Raw genomic sequence first — 17,209 nt, forward strand, 5'->3', positions numbered from 1 at the left:
TGCTGATCAATAGCTGTATTCGGGATAAATCCGGGTTAGATCGCCGTTCCAGTCGCCATTGTAGTGATCCAGCAACTCATCGGCGGGGACTTTCCCTGTGTCGATGCTTTCTTTCAGCGCGTTCAGGAAATGCGTCTCGTCCGGCACCAGACCTCCCGCACCGGGGAATGCGCGAGATTTCAGACCAGCCTCGGAAATCGCGACAACCTCGCGTGCCAGATCGTGCATGTTGATAACGCCAACCTGCGCCTGAAGACCCTGAACGGCAGCCTGAACGCGCAGTTCTTCGCGGGTTTCCGCATCCCAGCCTTTGACCAGATCCCATGCCGCATCCAGCGCGCCTTGGTCATATGTCAGACCAACCCAGAAGGCAGGCAGTGCGCACAAACGCCGCCACGGGCCGCCATCCGCGCCGCGCATCTCCATGTATTTCTTGATGCGCGCCTCGGGGAAAGCGGTGGTAAGGTGGTCGGCCCAATCGGAAAGCGTCGGCGTTTCGCCGGGTAGCGCGGGCAGTTTGCCTTGCAGGAAATCGCGGAAGGACATGCCCAGCGCGTTGATATACTGGCCGTCGCGGTAGACGAAATACATCGGCACATCGAGCGCGTACTGCACATAACGCTCGAACCCAAAGCCCTCTTCGAACACAAACGGCAGCATGCCCGTCCGCGCATCATCCAGATGCCGCCAGATATGGCTGCGCCAGCTTTTCTGGCCGTTGGGCTTGCCCTCAAAGAAAGGCGAATTGGCGAATAGCGCCGTCGCGACCGGCTGCAGCGCCAGCGCCACGCGCAGCTTCTGGACCATGTCGGCCTCGGACCCAAAGTCGATATTGACCTGAACCGTGCAGGTGCGCCGCATCATGGCGCGGCCCATGGTGCCGACCTTTTCCATATAGTCGTTCATCAGACGATAGCGGCCCTTGGGCATCAACGGCATCTCGTCATGGGTCCAGATCGGAGCCGCGCCCAGTCCGATAAAGCCCACGCCGATCTCATCCGCGATATCCTTCACCTCGCGCAGGTGGGTGTTCACCTCATCGCAGGTCTCGTGGATCGTCTCCAGCGGAGCACCCGACAGTTCCAGCGCGCCACCGGGTTCCAGGCTGACATTCGCGCCGTCCTTTTCCAGACCGATCAGGTTGTCACCCTCGCGCACCTCAGCCCAGCCATGGCGGTCGCGCAGACCTTCCAGCACAGCGACGATCGAGCGTTTACCCTCGAACGGCAGCGGTTTCAGCGTGTCCTTGCAATAACCGAACTTCTCATGCTCGGTCCCGATGCGCCAATCGGCTTTGGGCTTGCAGCCCGATTCCAGGTATTCCGCTAGCTGTTCGTGGCGTTCGATCGGCCCGCCGCCGGACTGGGGGATGGACATGAACCGCTCTCCGATCCTGATGTGTCTGTCTTTGGGTGAGTCGTGGGGTGAAATGCCGCCAGTGTCAATGCAGCCGCAGATGCGCCGGTCGCATCGGGCGCTTTTCCCAGATCACCACGGGATGCACCGCACCGCCGTTCAATTCGGCCAGCATCTGTTCGGTTTTCAGCCCCGGCAGGTTCGAGAACACATCAAAAAGCGCCTCGGCCCCTTCGGCATTCACGGGAATGTGAAGCGTTGGCTGACCCGGCTGAGACAGTACCCAATGCGCCGGATTCGAAGTCGGGTCCAGTGCCAGCCGTTCGATCTCGCGCGTGGCGACCATGCCGCCGTCCAGCGGGCCCAGATAGGTGATCTGACCTTCGTCGATGGTGACAACGCCGGGGCCGCCTGCCCCAGTGCGAAATCGCGCGCGCTGAAAACCTATGACGGCCAGCGCCACGGCCACGGCAACCAGAACCCAGCCCATCCAGCCCAGCAGGCCACCGGGACCGCCAATCCAGCTCAGGCCAACCAGCAGGACGGCCACGGCAACCAGCACTTCGCGCCAGCGCCACAGGGTCAGTTTGGCTTCGGGTCGGATGAAACTCATGCCGGGTCCTTCGGGTTCTTGAACAGGATCAGCGAGAACTGCCCTGCCGGTTTGAATCCGATTGCCATATAGGCACGCGCCGCCGAATTGGAAGCCGCAAACAGCACCGCGCGCGACACGCCGCTGGCATTTGCCTCGAGCAGATGCAAGGAAACAGCCAACCGCGCATAGCCGCGCCCGCGCAGCTTGGGCGGGGTATAGACCCCGCCGATCTGAACCACATCGGGCAGGCGCGCATTGAATCCTGTCATCGCCACGGGCTGACCATCGACCACAAGTACCCGGTGCGAATTTAGGTCCAGATAGGTCACATAGTCCTTACGCGCTTGCTTCCGCGCGCGGTCAGGAGCGAAATCCATCGCCTCTATCAAATAGTCGCGTCGCCATTCTTCGGTGATGTCTCCGTTGAACCCACCCAAAGGCTCAAGCATCGCACCGGTGGTATCGGGCACCACAAGTTGGGTCAGGTCCAGAGTGAACCCCGGCTCGTCACTATTGAGTGTCGCGGGACGGCCCGCCCAGCCCGCAAGCTGCATGATCCGCCGCGCTTGGGTCGCCTCGGCTGCAATCCCGAACAGCGGCCTGCCGCGGATCAGGTCGATCGCGGCCAGCAGATCGGCGTCGGAACAATCGGGGCATTGTGGCAGAACCATACCTTCGTTGGTGATGGCAAAAACGGCCCACGGATCGTCACCCAACACCCAGGCACTCAGCGCGCGCGGGCTGGTTCCGCCCAAGCCGTATTCGCGCAGATTGGCCAGCGGAAACATCGAGGTCTGGACATGCCGCGACAGAAACCGGCGGATCGCAGGCACGTCCGTCGTATCAGCCGGTCGCCAGTTCATGACCAATCCCCCAAGGCCTGCTGCCACATGGTCAAGGCCGCCACCGCCGCCGTATCGGCCCGCAGGATGCGCGGCCCAAGACTGACGACATGGGAAAAGGACAACCCGGCCAGACGCGCGCGCTCTCGATCCGAAAACCCACCCTCGGGCCCGATCAAAATAGCCCAGGGCTGGCCCGACTCATGGGCAGCCAGACGCAAGGCCGAGCCGACCTCGGCCTCATCACAGAACATCAGCTGACGGTCCTCGGGCCATGCGTCCAACAGTCGGTCCAAACGTTGCAGATCGGCAACCTCTGGCACGTAGGTGCCGCCGCATTGCTCGGCTGCTTCGACCGCGTGGGCCTGAAGACGGTCTTGCCGGATACGCTCGGAATTGGTGAATTCGGTTTGTACCGGCAGAATGCGCGCAGCCCCCATCTCGGCCGCTTTTTCAACGATGAAATCAGTACGGGCCTTTTTGATCGGCGCGAATAGGAACCACAGATCGGGCGGCAGTTGCAGCGGCTTGGTCTGGCGGGCGCAAGTCAGCACACCGCCACGCTTGCCCGCCTCGGCAACGTCGGCCAGCCACTCGCCATCTTGGCCGTTGAACAAGGACACTTGTCCGCCGAAGGCCAGCCGCATGACGCCGAACAGGTAGTGGGCCTGATCACGCGTCAAAGGAACCGATTGCCCCGCACCCAAAGGGTGCTCTACATACAGTCTGATCTTTGCACTCATGAGACCTTAATATGCAAGGCAATGCCCCAACACCAGATGGTCAGGTCGCTGATGCCGTCAGCGGCAACTGGGTCGACACTCACGCGCCCGCCTTTACCCGCCCCTATCTGCGCCTCAGCCGCGCGGATCGACCCATCGGCACATGGCTGCTGCTGATCCCTTGCTGGTGGGGTCTGGTGCTGGCCATCCTCAGCGACGGCTCGCCCCGGTGGGAGGATCTGTGGATCGCCGCCGGATGCGCCATCGGCGCCTTCCTGATGCGCGGCGCGGGCTGCACATGGAATGACATCACCGACCGCGAATTCGATGCGCAGGTCGAGCGTACCCGCTCGCGGCCCATCCCCTCGGGTCAGGTCACGGTGCGGCAGGCGGTGGTCTGGATGGGGCTGCAATGCTTGTTGGCTTTGGGCATTCTGCTCAGCTTCAATCAGACGGCCATAGCAATGGGCGTCCTGTCGCTGCTGCCGGTCACGATCTATCCCTTCGCCAAACGGTTCACGTGGTGGCCGCAGGTGTTTCTGGGGCTGGCCTTCAATTGGGGTGTTCTGTTGGCCTGGGCCGCACATACCGGATCCATCGGTGTGCCTGCGATTTTGCTCTATCTGGCCGGAATTGCGTGGACGCTGTTCTATGACACGATCTATGCCCATCAGGACACCGAAGATGACGAACTGATCGGCATCAAATCCACCGCGCGTCTGTTCGGAAAGGACACGGCCAAGTGGCTGAAATACTTCCTTGTGGCCACCGTTTCCCTGATGGGTCTGGCGATTATTGACGCAATAACCACGCAGGCCTCGATCATGGCGCTGTTTGTTGCGTTGGCCGGGCCGTGGGCAATGGGCTGGCACATGGCGTGGCAATTGCGCGGGCTGGACACCGAGGACAACGCCAAGCTGCTGCAGCTGTTCCGCGCCAACCGCGACACCGGCCTTATTCCGCTGATCTTCCTGTGCGTGGCACTGTTGGTTTGATTGCACCTCGGCGCGGGGCTCTGTAAGAGTCCCCCCAACCACCCGAGGAGTCGTCTGCCCGCACATGCGCCTGCCCTATTTCTTAGCTGCTGCCCTGATTTTCCTCGTTTCGGCCGGGTTGTCCCTGCTGGCCGCTAGCTATGCGGTGACCGCGGTCGAGGAAGCATCGGAATTTGCCGTCCGCCGCGCGCTGGACCTGAAAGGCCATGACTGGGCCGAGGTCGAATCGGACGGGTTGCGCGTGGTGCTGACCGGTACCGCGCAGGACGAGGCCACCCGGTTCAGCGCCCTGACCGCCGCCGGGACCGAGGTTGATACCTCGCGCGTCATTGATGACATGGAGGTGGCGCCGACAACGCAGCTGGCCCCACCGAAATTCTCGGCCGAGATTTTGCGCAATGACAGTGGCATCTCGGTTATCGGCCTAATCCCCGCCACCCAAGATCGCGATGCGCTGATCGAGCGGTTGCGCCGCCTGGATGCCGACAACGTATCGGACCTGATGGAAACGGCCGACTATCCCACCCCTAAAGGTTGGGACGACGCGCTGGATTTTGCCATCGAAGCGCTGGTCCGCCTGCCCCGTGCCAAGATCTCGGCCAGTCCGGGGCTGGTCAAGATCACCGCCATCGCGGATAGTCGCCATGAAAAAGAGCGGCTGGAACAAGAGCTGACGCGCGCAGCCCCACCCAGCTTGCGGATAGGGCTTGCAATCTCGGCCCCGCGCCCGGTGATCACGCCCTTTACCCTGCGCTATCTGATCGGAGCCGAGGGTGGTCAGTTCGATGCCTGCTCGGCGCAGGATGAAGATGCCCGTACCGCCATCATCGCCGCCGCGCAGGAAACCGGCATGACTGGGCCCTATAGTTGTACGATCGGACTGGGTGAGCCGTCTCCTCGGTGGTCCGAAGCAGCGATTCTCAGCATTCGGGCGCTGGCACAGATCGGTCAGGGGTCTGTCACCATGTCCGACGCAGATATCACGCTTGTGGCCGCAATGGGCACAGACCCAGGCACTTTTGATCGGGTAGTAGGCGAGCTTGAGACCGCCCTTCCCGACGTCTTTGCCCTGCATGCCGTGCTGCCCGAACCCGAAGAAGACGCCCCTGCTGGCCCGCCCGAATTCGCGGCCACGCGCAGCCCCGAAGGTCTGGTCCAGATACGCGGACGTCTGGGTGACGAAACCCTGCGCGACATGGTCGACAGCTTTGCCCGCGCGGCCTTTGGCTCGGAACAGGTCTATACCGCCACAAGGATCGCACCGGACCTGCCAGCCGACTGGCCCGTGCGCGTGCTGGCTGGGCTGGAAGCATTGGCGCAACTACACAACGGCGTTCTGACGGTGACACCTGATGACGTCGCCCTGAGCGGCGTCACCCATGACCCCGACACACGGGCCGGGATCACCAGCCTTTTGTCGGACAAGTTGGGCGACGCCCAGGAATTTAACCTGTCGATCACCTATCAGGCCCCACCCGAACCCGAGGACACACTTCCTGACCCCGAACAGTGCGAAGAACAGATCGCGCAGGTCCAGTCCTCCAGCAAAATCGCCTTTGAACCTGGGTCTGCCACTGTCGCCGCTGACTCGCGTGATACGGTCAACCAGATCGCCGAAATCCTGCGGGACTGCGGCCCAATCCGGATGGAGATTCAGGGCCATACCGACAGCCAGGGCCGTGAGGAAATGAACCAACAGCTCAGCCAGGCGCGGGCGCAATCCATCCTGAACGAGTTGCGCGGCCGCCGGGTGCCGACTTCAAGCTATACCGCCGTGGGGTATGGCGAGACTCAACCCATTGCCGATAACGATTCAGAAGAAGGCCGCGAAGAAAACCGGCGGATCGAATTCCGCCTGATCCGTCCGGAACCTGTTGAGGCAACTGAAACTGGGCTTGAGGCCATGGAAGCAGTGACCGAGACGTCAGAAGACGCCGGAGACACCGGCGCGGGGGACCAATAAGTTGAACAGACTGGAATTCATAATTGCCACGGCCATCATCCTATTCGGGGCGTTCTGTATGGGATGGTTCGCCAACTGGCTGGCCCACCGTCTGTCCCGCGTGCGCCAAAGCGACGTGGCCGATCTGGACCGTATGAGCCAAGAGCTGCACGAGGCCGAGGAAACCCGCGATCAGGCCATCACCTATCTGCAGCAACGCGAGGCCGAGTTGACCAATCAACTGACCCAGACCGAGGCCGAGCTGTCCGCCGCAATGGAAGGCCTACGCGCCGCCCGGCAAGAGGCCGAGGAACTGCGCGGACGCATCAACAACGCGGATTAAGTCACCACCGGCTCAGCGCGTCTTCGTCTTCGTCCTTGGCGGCGACCCAATCGGCGCCTGCGTTGGTGATCTCTTTCTTCCAGAACGGCGCGCGGGATTTGAGGTAGTCCATCAGGTACTCGGCCGCCTCGAACGCATCTTTGCGGTGGGGCGAGGCGGTGGCCACCATCATGATCCGATCCCCCGGAGCCAACCGTCCGTGGCGGTGGATCACCAGCACATCGCCCAGCGACCAGCGCGATTGCGCCTCGGTCGCGATCTTGGTCAGGGCGCGTTCGGTCATGCCGGGGTAGTGTTCGATCTCCATCACGTCCAGATCGCCCGTGGCCAGGTCGCGCACAACGCCGGTAAAGGTCACGATGGCCCCGTTGGCAGCATCATCCCCAGCAGCAAAGGCGTTGGCTTCTGCCCCCATGTCAAACGGGGCTTCCTGTACGACGATCCGCATCTCAGCCGCCTGTCATGGGCGGAAAGAACGCAACCTCGCGCACGCCCGACAGCGGGGCGTCAAAGTCCGACAGTTCCTGATCCAGCGCCACGCGCAGGGCCGACAGATCAGCGAAGGCAGCAGCATAGCGGTCTTCGCGCGCGCTGAGTTCAGCGACCAGATCGCTGACCGTCGCGGCCTGCGTTTCGACCTTTTCCTTGGGCAGGCCGATGCGTTCGCGCACCCAGGCGAAATACAGCACGTCCATCGCTTAGCTCTCCTTCAGATGGGGCATGGCTTTACGTAGGTAGTCATAGCCCGTGATCAATGTCAGCGTCGCAGCAATCCACAGCAGCCACAGCCCAATACGGCCCGACCAGAACATGCCTTCCAAATGCCGGCGGAGGTGGTTGTGGTCCTCGACCTCGCCAGTCAGGACCTGATCTATGATCGTGGGGTCCATGCCGAAAGTGGCCATGACGAAATAGTGCTCGAATATCCCCTGCGAGAACAGGATGGCAATCGCCACCATCTGCGCCGTGGTCTTCCACTTGGCCAACTTGGTGACCTTCAGCGTGCCTGCCGTATCGCCCAGATATTCGCGCAGGCCCGAGACAAAAACCTCGCGGAACAGGATCACGGTGGCGGGCAAAACCAGCCAAGGCGTCCAGTGTTCTGTCGAATAGCCCACAAGGATCATCAGCGCGATCACCACCATCGCTTTGTCGGCAATCGGATCCAGCATCGCGCCAATCTTTGTTTCCTGCTTCCAAGCACGGGCCAAGTAGCCATCGAACCAGTCGGTGATGGCGGCGGACATGAACAGGATCAGGGCAAACCAATCGGCATAGGGCCGGGTGAAATACAAAAACATCACGGCCAGACCTGGCGCCGCCAATAGGCGAAGCACGGTCAGGATATTGGGCAGGTTCCACTTCATGGTTAAAACTTTACATCGCCGGTTCGGGACATGAAAGATGGCCCGTTGAAAATCTGCCCCGATCACAGGCTGTTGCAGTGATTGCGGTCAAAGGGTCGCAACCCCGTTTCCGCGACTTGGCGCGCACAGTGTTTGCGGCCAGATTGGCGACTGGTTCAAACAGGGCGAAACATGACAACCCACATTCAAACCGACCCCCGATCGAACCTGATCGGCAGCGCATGGATGATCGCCGCAATGGCACTTTTCGCGCTTGAGGATGCGCTGATCAAGGCCGCCTCGGCAGCAATTCCGATCTGGCAGGTGTTGGTGCTGTTCGGCGCAGGCGGTGCAGTGATCTATTCGGTGGTGGCCATGTTACGCAGTACACGGCTGTTTCAGCCGGATGTGCTGTCGCGCCCAATGAAAGTGCGCGTGGTTTTCGAAATCCTCGGACGGTTGTTCTATGTGCTGGCCATCGCGTTAACGCCACTATCCTCGGCCACTGTGATCTTACAGGCCACGCCTCTGGTCGTTGTTGCGGGCGCTGCTCTGGTCTTTGGCGAAACCGTCGGCTGGCGCAGGTGGAGCGCCATTCTGATTGGCCTTGTCGGCGTCGTCATCATCATCCGACCAACCGGAGACAGCTTCTCGGCCCTGTCCATCCTTGCGGTGCTGGGAATGTTGGGGTTCGCAGGCCGCGATCTGGCCAGCCGCGCCGCGCCCGCGTCACTGGGGACCGAGGTGCTGGGGTTCTACGGTTTCCTTTGCATCATAATCGCCGGTCTGGCCTATCGGTTCTGGGAAGGCACACCGATGCAGCCCCTGACCGCGCAAGTCAGCCTGCATATGACCGGCGCAATCATCATGGGTGTCATGGCCTATGCCTCGCTGATGAAGGCAATGCGCACGGGCGAGGTCTCATCCGTCACGCCTTTCCGCTATTCGCGACTGCTGTTCGGGATCGGGTTGGGCGTGGTCATGTTTGGTGAGCGGCTGGACCAGACCATGTGGATCGGGTCGGCGCTGATCGTCGCCTCGGGGCTGTATATTCTGGCGCGGGGGCGGCGGGCCTAACCCTTGTCGTGGAAGAAATCATAGACCTTCTGCGCCAACCCGGCTGAGATCCCGTCCACCGCCTTGAGATCCGCCAGATTGGCTCGGCTGACCGCCTTGGCGCTACCGAAATGGGCCAAAAGGGCGCGTTTGCGTGCCGCACCCACGCCGGGGATTTCGTCCAGAGGCGTCGCCCCAACGGCCTTAGCCCGTTTGGCGCGATGGGTACCGATGGCGAAGCGGTGCGCCTCATCCCGCAGGCGTTGAATGAAATACAGCACCGGATCGTTGCGCTTCAGCGCAAAGGCGCGCTGGCCGATGCGGTGGAATTCCTCTTTGCCGTGGTCGCGGTCCACACCCTTGGCGACGCCGACCATCGGGATGTCTTCGACCCCGTGTTCCACCATGATCTCATGCACCACGCTGACCTGCCCTGCTCCACCATCGATCAACAGCAGGTCGGGCCAATGGCCCTTGTCTCGGTCTGGGTCTTCTTTTTGCAAGCGGGTGAAACGGCGGGTCAGAACCTCTTTCATCATGCCAAAATCGTCGCCGGGGGTCAGATCATCGCCCCGGATGTTGAACTTGCGATAGGCGTTTTTCATGAACCCCTCGGGGCCCGCCACGATCATGCCGCCCACCGCGTTGGTGCCCTGAATATGGCTGTTATCGTAGACCTCGATCCGCTCGGGTGGCGTGTCCAGATCAAACGCCTCGGCCACACCACGTAACAGTTTGGCCTGCGTGGCGCTTTCCGACATGCGCCGTGCCAGTGACTCGCGTGCGTTGCGCAGGGCTCCGGCGACCAGTTCTTGTTTCTCGCCCCGTTGAGGGACAAGAATTTCAACCTTGCGTCCGGCTTTTTCCGACAGCGCGTCCTGCATCAGATCGGCATTCTCGATCGCATCTGACAGGATCAACTGACGGGGCGGTTCCTTGTTGTCGTAGAACTGACCGAGAAACGCCTCCATCACCTCGGCAGGTGACACATCCGCCCCGACCCGAGGGTAAAAGTCTTTGTTGCCCCAGTTCTGGTTGGCCCGGATAAAGAACACCTGCACACAGGCCTGCCCACTATCCATATAGAGTCCGATCACATCCGCCTCGGCCACGCCGCGCGGGTTGATGCCTTGGGACGTCTGCACCTGCGTCAGCGCTCGAATACGGTCGCGCAGGCTGGCGGCGCGTTCGAACTCCATCGCCTCGGACGCGGCCATCATCTGTTTGGCCAGTTCTTCCTGCACCTTGGTTGACCGGCCCGACAAGAACCGTTCCGCATCCTTGACGCTTTCGCCGTAATCGCTTTCCGAGATCAACCCAACACACGGCCCAGAACAGCGCTTAATCTGATACAGCAGACAGGGCCGCGTCCGGCTGTCGAACATGGAATCCGAGCAGTTACGCAGCAGGAACGCTTTTTGCAGCTGGTTCAGCGTCCGGTTCACCGCTCCGGCGCTGGCGAATGGGCCAAAATAGGCGCCCTTTTCTTTCTTCGCCCCACGATGTTTCTTGATCTGCGGAAACCCATGATCCTTGGCGACCAGAATGTTCGGAAAACTCTTATCGTCGCGCAGCAGCACATTGTACTTGGGCTTGAGCTGCTTGATCAGGTTCTGCTCCAGCAGCAGCGCCTCGGTCTCGGTCCGCGTGGTCAGAAACATCATCGAAACCGTCGCGGCGATCATCTTCTCGATCCGCCCCGAATGTCCGGGCCGCGTATAGTTCGATACCCGCGCCTTCAGGTTTCGCGCCTTGCCCACGTACAGAACCCGACTGTCCGCATCCAACATCCGGTACACACCGGGCGAGCTGTCCAGCGTTTTCACATATCGCTGTATACATTCGTATCCAACGCTTTGGGTTTCGGAGTTCGATTCGTTCTGGACGGTCATGTGCCTGAAATATGATTCCCTCACCATGGCTGCAATCTTGAGCGCCTCAGATCAAGAGAAAACAAATCCACGGTTTCTGTGGATAAGTATGAAGATAAGTTTCAGGGTATCGCGATTTTCCCTTAATTCATTAAGGATTCCTTGATTTGCACAAAAATTAGGCACTAGTTTAACTATTTGTTTTTAAATTATATTTTTTCATACACAGGACAAGTGCATGAAAAACAATACATTTTTGTAACGCGTTGGTAACAGAAATGAGAGCGGTGCAAAACTTATCTGAGAATTACCTATTCAACGCCCAAAACATCCGGTGTTTGCCAACCAAGATGCTGCCCGCCATCCACGCATAAAAGCTGTCCGGTGACGGCGTGGGCATCCAGAAAATAGCCCAGCGCAGCGGTGATATCGGACGGATTCGCGCCGCGTTCCAACACTGTGTTTCTTCGCTGCGCGCTAAAGTGATCGGCGCTTTGACGATGTCCCTGCATCGTCGGGCCGGGACCAATCGCATTGACGCGGATAGCCGGGGTCAGCGCCTGCGCAGCGGTACGAGTCAGCGCCCAGAGACCCATCTTAGCGATAGTGTAGGACATAAATTCGGGCGTCAGCTTACGCACGCGCATATCCACCATGTTGACGATCAGGCCGGTCGCCACCGGTTCTCCTGCATCGTCTTTTTCAGGTTCCAACCCTTGTTCAGCCATGGCCTGCGTCAGAACGAAGGGCGCGCGAAGGTTGCTGTCCATGTGGCGGTCCCAGCTTGTTCGAGTGGCCGTCTGAATGTTGTCATATTCAAAGATCGAAGCATTGTTGACCAGACAGGTGATCGGTCCGCCCAACGCCTCGGCCGCGCGGGGCAACAAGGTCTGAACCTGCGCCTCATCCAGAAGATCGGCCTGTAGGGCGATCGCGCTGCGGCCCATAGCCTGAGCCTCGGCCACGACATCCAGCGCCGGTTGTTCCGAGGTCGCATAGTGGATGGCCACATCATACCCGCGCTGTGCCAAATACAGGGCCATAGCCCGGCCAAGGCGAATGCCTGCTCCGGTTACGAGGGCACGGGTCATGATTGGGTCTCCGTAAGGTTAGGCCAGCAATGTGACGATGTAGACCACATACAGCAGGGTCAACAACAGGCCCCACCCGCGGGTGATATCTTTCTTGAAAAAGACGAAGGGGATCAGCAGCAGCGAGGCCGCCAGCATCACCCACAAATCGAAGTGCAAGAATTCGGGATCGACCGGGATGCGACCGACAAGCGTGGCAATCCCCACAATGGCCAGCAGGTTGAACATGTTCGACCCGATGACGTTCCCCAAAGCAACATCCGCCTGACGGCGCAGCGCCGCCATCACGGTCGTCGCCAGTTCGGGCAGAGACGTCCCGACCGCCACCAGCGTCAACCCGATCACTGTTTCGCTGACCCCATAGGTGCGGGCAATGACCGTCGCGTTGTCGACCAGCAGATGCGCGCCCATCGGTAGTCCGATCAGACCCAGCACAAGATAGATCGAGATTTTCCAATAGGGCATATTCGGATCAGCCTCTTCCAGGCCGTCCAGATCATCATCGTCTGCGCAGGCGTCACCACAGGCTTTGCGGTGTGCATGCGCCTCGCGGAACGCGTTCCACAAGACTAAAGCCAGCGCCGTCAACAGGATGGCCCCGCTGAGCAAGTTGAACACGCCGCAAAAGGCCAACCCGATGAACAGCACCGTTGCCATGATCATGAAGACATAGTTCTTGCGGCTGTCACATTCGCTGGTGTGCAACGTGGCCAGCAGCGCAGGCAGGCCCAGCACCAACAGGATATTGGCTGTGTTTGACCCCACCACATTGCCAAGCGCGATCCCCGGTGCGTTTTCCTGAATCGCGCTGATCGCAATCAACAATTCAGGCGCCGAAGTGCCAAAGGCCACAATGGTCAGGCTGACGATCAGAGCAGGCACGCCCAAGCGCAGGCTGAGGTTCACGGCCCCACGCACAAGCGCATCACCCGCCAGCAGCAGGATCAGCAGCCCGAGCCCCGAAAGCAGCCATGCCGTCATGTACGGCCTCCTTTTTCGCAGGCGCAGGGGCCTTTGCCGATCCTGAACCGCCCGCAGCGCGGACACCGGGATGATTGCAGCCTCTTCTGACCCGGAAAGCGCAGCTTTCCGAACATCGCCAACACACCCATGGCGATCAGGAAGAGGGTGACAATCTTGATAATCACGTCACAGACCAAAACGCGCATAGGCCGCGCGCTCCTCAAGCCCGGAAATCGCGTCCTGCGCCAAAGACGCGCCGAACCGCGACCACAGCGGCTTCCGAAGCCCATAGCGGCGGAATTTGACCTTGTCGCCAAACCGCTCCTGCATTTTGGGTTTCAGATGCGCGATGCCGTCGATCAGACCAAGTTCTTGGGCACGGCGTGCCAACCACACTTCGCCGGTGAACAGGTCCTGTGTTTCGTCCAGCTTGCCATCACGACGGGCTTTGACATGGGCGATGAAATTTTCGTGAATATCGCCTAAAAGACGCTCGAGCCGGGCAACGTCCTCTTTCTTTTCGGGCGAGAACGGGTCGAGCATGGATTTCGACTCGCCCGCCGTATGCACCCGCCGTTCGATCCCCTGTCGTTTCAGCAACACATGCGCGCCAAAACCTGCCGAGATCACGCCAATCGAGCCCAGCACCGAACTGTCGTCGGCATAAATTTCATCCGCCGCAGCCGCCAGCCAATAGCCACCCGACGCGGCTACATCTTCAACAAACGCTATGACAGGAACGTTCAATTCCTCAGATAACCGCCGAATCCGCGCCCCGATCAGCGAACTTTGAACGGGCGATCCGCCCGGCGAATTAACCTCAAGCGCGACAGCGGCCGGTTTGCCTTTGCGAAACGCTTTCTCAAGAACCGGCGCCAGCGAGGTGTCGGACATCGAGCCGCGCCCCGCCATTCCGATAGCGCCGGACAGGCGAATAACGGCCACACAGGGTTGTTTTTTGACGAAGGGCAGGCGCAGGTTCATGGGAGCCGATGTAGAGTGCGGCCCACCGGTAAACAAGGGACGGTTTGAACCTTGGATGCGGGAGGGTCACATTTCTCGGCGTCGATGGGCAAAAATGCAACGTCGATCATTGGCTAGCTCCGGATGCGCCAACCGGTTTTGAAAATCCACCAAATGATGCCAAGGCAAATACCTGTGAAGGCAAGAATGGCCAGCAGACTGAACACGATCGGCACGTCAGCCAAACCGTAGAACGACCACCTGAACCCCGAGATCAGATAGACCACCGGATTGAACAACGTGATCGTTTGCCAGACCGGCGGCAGCATCGAGATCGAATAGAACGTCCCTCCCAGAAAGATCAGCGGCGTGACCACCAGCTGCGGCACCAGCGACATCTGCTCGAAGTTACTGGCCCAGATGCCGATGATGAACCCCAAGAGCGAGAAACTAAGGCAGGTCAGCACCAAAAAGGCCACCATGGCCAGCGGGTGTTCGATCCGTAAGTCCACAAAGAACGTCGCGGTGATCAAAATCACCACACCCACGAACAACGCCTTGGTTGCAGCCGCTCCCACATATCCGATCACGATCTCGATGAAATTCACCGGGGCCGAGAGCAGCTCATAAATCGTGCCAAGGAATTTGGGGAAGTAGATGCCGAATGACGCGTTCGATATACACAGCATCACCACTGACAGCATGATCAGCCCCGGCACGATGAACGCCCCGTAGGACACGCCCTCGACCTCTTGAATACGACTGCCGATGGCGGTGCCGAAAACCACGAAATACAACGAGGTCGACAGGACCGGTGACAGAAAACTCTGCGCCAGAGTGCGGAAAAACCGGGCCATTTCGAACCGGTAGATGGCGGCGATGGCGGTCCAGTTCATGCTGGATCTCCTGACACAAGATTGACGAAAATCTCTTCCAGGCTCGATTGCCGGGTCTGCACGTCACGTAACACCAACCCCGCCTCGGCCACGTCGTTCAACAAGGTCGTGATCCCGGTACGGTCGGCATTGGTATCATAGGTATAGACCAGCGAGTCCCCATTGCCATTCAGCGTCAGGTTATGCGCGGCCAGACAATCTGGGATGGCCTCAATGGGTGCGGTCAGCATCACCTCGATCTGTTTCTTGCCCATCTGAGCCATCAAGGTTGCCTTGTCCTGCACCAGCAGAAGCTCGCCCTTGTCAATTACACCGACGCGGTCGGCAATGGCCTCGGCCTCTTCAATGTAATGGGTAGTCAGGATGATTGTCACACCCGCTTGCTTCAACTCGGCCACGATCTCCCACATGTCTTTGCGCAGCTCGACATCGACGCCTGCGGTGGGTTCGTCCAGAAACAGCACGCGCGGCTCGTGGGCCAGCGCCTTGGCGATCAGCACCCGGCGTTTCATACCGCCCGATAATTCCTTGATGGCGCTTTTGCGTTTGTCCCACAGCGACAGCTTGCGCAGAATTTCCTCAATCCGGGCATTGTCGGTGCCATAGCCAAACAGCCCGCGCGAAAACCGCACGGTGTTCCAAACCTTTTCAAACGGCTCCAGCGCGATCTCTTGCGGCACAAGGCCAATCATCTGACGCGCGGCGCGGAAATCCGTTTGAATGTCGTGACCGCCAACCGTCACACTGCCCGAGGTTGGCGTGGTGATTCCGCAAATAGTGGAGATCAGTGTCGTCTTACCGGCCCCGTTTGGGCCCAACAGCGCCAGAATCTCGCCCTGCTCGATATCCAGTGACACGCCTTTCAGCGCCTCAAACCCTCCGGCATAGGATTTCCGTAAATCCCGGATCGACAGAATTGGTGTCATGCATAGTCCCCGTTCTGGCAGGGACAGTATCGCGCTGCGCCGGAACAGAACAGAGCCATTTCACAAGCGAGGTACAACCCTGCCCGCTCAAAATCCGCCTTGCAATTCTGCCCAGCCCCGGAAACCCTGCTCTGAAAGGGAAAACACCATGCTGACCGGAACACGCATCATCGAAATCGAAGGACTCGGCCCCGCCCCTTTCGCCGCAATGCTTCTGGCCGATCTGGGCGCCGACGTCATCACCATCCACCGCAAAGGCGGCGCAGTAACGCCAGGTATGCCCGAACAATCGCTTTTGGATCGGGGCAAGCGATCCATTGCGCTGGACTTAAAGGACCCCAACGACCTGAGCACCGCCAAACGCCTGATTGCCACGGCCGATGCCCTGATCGAAGGCTTCCGCCCCGGTGTGATGGAGAAGCTGGGCCTCGGCCCCGCCCCGTGCCATGAGGCGAACCCGACGCTGGTCTATGGTCGCATGACCGGCTGGGGCCAGAACAGCCCTCTGGCGCAGACGGCCGGACATGACCTGAACTACATCGCCCTGTCCGGCGCGCTCTGGTATGCATCCTCCCCCGGCGACGCGCCGCAAACACCAGCCACCCTTGTGGGCGATATCGGCGGCGGCGCCATGTATCTGGTCGCAGGTCTTCTGGCCGGGCTGTTGAATGCGCAGAAAACCGGGCAAGGCACGGTCGTTGACGCCGCCATCTACGACGGCTCGGCCCATATGATGAACCTGCTCATGAGCTTGCGGCAGACCGGCAACCTGCATGACACGCGGGGGCAAAGCCTGCTGGACGGCCCCCATTGGAGCCGCACATACGCGTGCTCGGACGCAGGATTCGTCACCGTCCAATGCCTGGAGCCCAAATTCTACGCCGAATTCCTGCGCAAACTGGACCTGTCCGACGACCCACAGTTCCAACAGCAATACAACAGCGAACTCTGGCCAATGCTCACCAATCGCCTGACCGAGATCTTCGCCCAACACCCACGCGATCACTGGGCACACCTGTTCCATGGCTCCGACGCCTGCGTCGCCCCGGTCCTCAGTCCAGAACAAGCGCTCGCCCACCCCATGAACCAAAGCCGCCAAACATGGACGGCGCAAGACGGCAGGCTGCAAGCCACGGCCGCACCACGGTTCTCAACTCATGACTGGCACTTCAGACCCAGCCCCAAACGCGGCGAGCACAGTGACGAAATCCGCGCCGAGATCGAAACACAGCCCGAATCCGCCCCTTCATCTGGCTAAAAATATCTCGGGGGATGAATTGGCCAAAGGCCAAGAAGGGGGCT

Annotated in this window: 18 protein-coding genes; 5 read left to right on the top strand and 13 right to left on the bottom strand. The window is 60.2% G+C overall.

The genetic code is table 11. The annotated features are described in order from the left end of the window. Positions 1 to 6 precede the first annotated feature (6 nt). From GOV80_RS12200 to GOV80_RS12215, 4 genes are all read right to left on the bottom strand, one after another. Complete coding sequence (locus GOV80_RS12200; RefSeq protein WP_170772705.1) at positions 7 to 1,377, bottom strand: glutamate--cysteine ligase; 1,371 nt, start codon at positions 1,375 to 1,377, stop codon at positions 7 to 9. 64 nt (positions 1,378 to 1,441) lie between these two features. Further along, entirely contained in the window at positions 1,442 to 1,969 is a 528-nt protein-coding gene (locus GOV80_RS12205) for a hypothetical protein (protein WP_170772706.1), read from the bottom strand. Next, positions 1,966 to 2,814, bottom strand: coding sequence for a GNAT family N-acetyltransferase (locus GOV80_RS12210; RefSeq protein ID WP_170785036.1), 849 nt, complete (start codon positions 2,812 to 2,814; stop codon positions 1,966 to 1,968). Before GOV80_RS12210 ends, GOV80_RS12205 begins: the two co-directional genes overlap by 4 nt. Continuing rightward, on the bottom strand, positions 2,811 to 3,536 hold the full coding sequence (locus GOV80_RS12215) for a 16S rRNA (uracil(1498)-N(3))-methyltransferase (RefSeq protein WP_170785038.1): 726 nt from the start codon (positions 3,534 to 3,536) through the stop codon (positions 2,811 to 2,813). Before GOV80_RS12215 ends, GOV80_RS12210 begins: the two co-directional genes overlap by 4 nt. Before the next feature lie 11 nt (positions 3,537 to 3,547). Between GOV80_RS12215 and ubiA the strand changes: the two genes are divergently transcribed. From ubiA to GOV80_RS12230, 3 genes are all read left to right on the top strand, one after another. Next, positions 3,548 to 4,510 (top strand): 4-hydroxybenzoate octaprenyltransferase, encoded by a 963-nt coding sequence (gene ubiA / locus GOV80_RS12220; RefSeq protein WP_170785040.1) that lies wholly within the window; start codon positions 3,548 to 3,550, stop codon positions 4,508 to 4,510. A gap of 64 nt (positions 4,511 to 4,574) precedes the next feature. Then, positions 4,575 to 6,473: an OmpA family protein gene (locus GOV80_RS12225; protein ID WP_170785042.1), complete on the top strand. Its 1,899-nt coding sequence runs from the start codon at positions 4,575 to 4,577 to the stop codon at positions 6,471 to 6,473. Between the two features lies 1 nt (position 6,474). Further along, positions 6,475 to 6,795, top strand: coding sequence for a hypothetical protein (locus GOV80_RS12230; protein WP_170772712.1), 321 nt, complete (start codon positions 6,475 to 6,477; stop codon positions 6,793 to 6,795). A gap of 1 nt (position 6,796) precedes the next feature. Here the strand turns inward: GOV80_RS12230 and GOV80_RS12235 are convergent, their stop codons facing one another. From GOV80_RS12235 to pgsA, 3 genes are read right to left on the bottom strand one after another with little or no spacing between them, the layout of a single operon-like run. Next, positions 6,797 to 7,243, bottom strand: a complete 447-nt coding sequence (locus GOV80_RS12235) for a molybdenum cofactor biosynthesis protein MoaE (RefSeq protein WP_170772713.1) — start codon at positions 7,241 to 7,243, stop codon at positions 6,797 to 6,799. 1 nt (position 7,244) lies between these two features. Continuing rightward, positions 7,245 to 7,490 (bottom strand): molybdopterin converting factor subunit 1, encoded by a 246-nt coding sequence (gene moaD / locus GOV80_RS12240; protein ID WP_170772714.1) that lies wholly within the window; start codon positions 7,488 to 7,490, stop codon positions 7,245 to 7,247. 3 nt (positions 7,491 to 7,493) lie between these two features. Beyond that, positions 7,494 to 8,162: a CDP-diacylglycerol--glycerol-3-phosphate 3-phosphatidyltransferase gene (gene pgsA / locus GOV80_RS12245; protein ID WP_170785044.1), complete on the bottom strand. Its 669-nt coding sequence runs from the start codon at positions 8,160 to 8,162 to the stop codon at positions 7,494 to 7,496. Positions 8,163 to 8,333: 171 nt separating this feature from the next. On the opposite strand from pgsA, the gene GOV80_RS12250 reads away from it, so the two are divergent. Then, positions 8,334 to 9,218 carry a DMT family transporter gene (locus GOV80_RS12250; protein ID WP_170785046.1) on the top strand — a complete coding sequence of 295 codons (885 nt, stop codon included), beginning with the start codon at positions 8,334 to 8,336 and terminating at the stop codon, positions 9,216 to 9,218. Here the strand turns inward: GOV80_RS12250 and uvrC are convergent. The 6 genes from uvrC to GOV80_RS12280 form a co-directional block, all read right to left on the bottom strand. Then, positions 9,215 to 11,089, bottom strand: a complete 1,875-nt coding sequence (uvrC, locus tag GOV80_RS12255) for an excinuclease ABC subunit UvrC (RefSeq protein WP_170785048.1) — start codon at positions 11,087 to 11,089, stop codon at positions 9,215 to 9,217. The genes GOV80_RS12250 and uvrC overlap by 4 nt on opposite strands. 290 nt (positions 11,090 to 11,379) lie before the next feature. Beyond that, positions 11,380 to 12,159 carry an SDR family oxidoreductase gene (locus GOV80_RS12260; RefSeq protein ID WP_170772720.1) on the bottom strand — a complete coding sequence of 260 codons (780 nt, stop codon included), beginning with the start codon at positions 12,157 to 12,159 and terminating at the stop codon, positions 11,380 to 11,382. Between the two features lie 18 nt (positions 12,160 to 12,177). Further along, entirely contained in the window at positions 12,178 to 13,140 is a 963-nt protein-coding gene (locus GOV80_RS12265) for a calcium/sodium antiporter (protein WP_170772722.1), read from the bottom strand. 168 nt (positions 13,141 to 13,308) lie between these two features. Continuing rightward, a complete protein-coding gene (locus GOV80_RS12270; RefSeq protein ID WP_170785050.1) occupies positions 13,309 to 14,106 on the bottom strand; it encodes a S49 family peptidase in 798 nt (265 codons plus the stop codon). Between the two features lie 113 nt (positions 14,107 to 14,219). After that, positions 14,220 to 14,981 carry an ABC transporter permease gene (locus GOV80_RS12275; RefSeq protein WP_170772727.1) on the bottom strand — a complete coding sequence of 254 codons (762 nt, stop codon included), beginning with the start codon at positions 14,979 to 14,981 and terminating at the stop codon, positions 14,220 to 14,222. Further along, the gene (locus tag GOV80_RS12280; protein ID WP_170785052.1) at positions 14,978 to 15,907 is read right to left on the bottom strand and encodes an ABC transporter ATP-binding protein; all 930 of its coding nucleotides are present in this window, start codon (positions 15,905 to 15,907) and stop codon (positions 14,978 to 14,980) included. Before GOV80_RS12280 ends, GOV80_RS12275 begins: the two co-directional genes overlap by 4 nt. Before the next feature lie 148 nt (positions 15,908 to 16,055). Between GOV80_RS12280 and GOV80_RS12285 the strand changes: the two genes are divergently transcribed. After that, the gene (locus GOV80_RS12285) at positions 16,056 to 17,165 is read left to right on the top strand and encodes a CaiB/BaiF CoA transferase family protein (RefSeq protein ID WP_170785054.1); all 1,110 of its coding nucleotides are present in this window, start codon (positions 16,056 to 16,058) and stop codon (positions 17,163 to 17,165) included. Positions 17,166 to 17,209 lie beyond the last annotated feature (44 nt).

The organism is Ruegeria lacuscaerulensis, from assembly GCF_013034685.1.
Taxonomy (GTDB): Bacteria; Pseudomonadota; Alphaproteobacteria; order Rhodobacterales; family Rhodobacteraceae; genus Ruegeria; species Ruegeria lacuscaerulensis_B.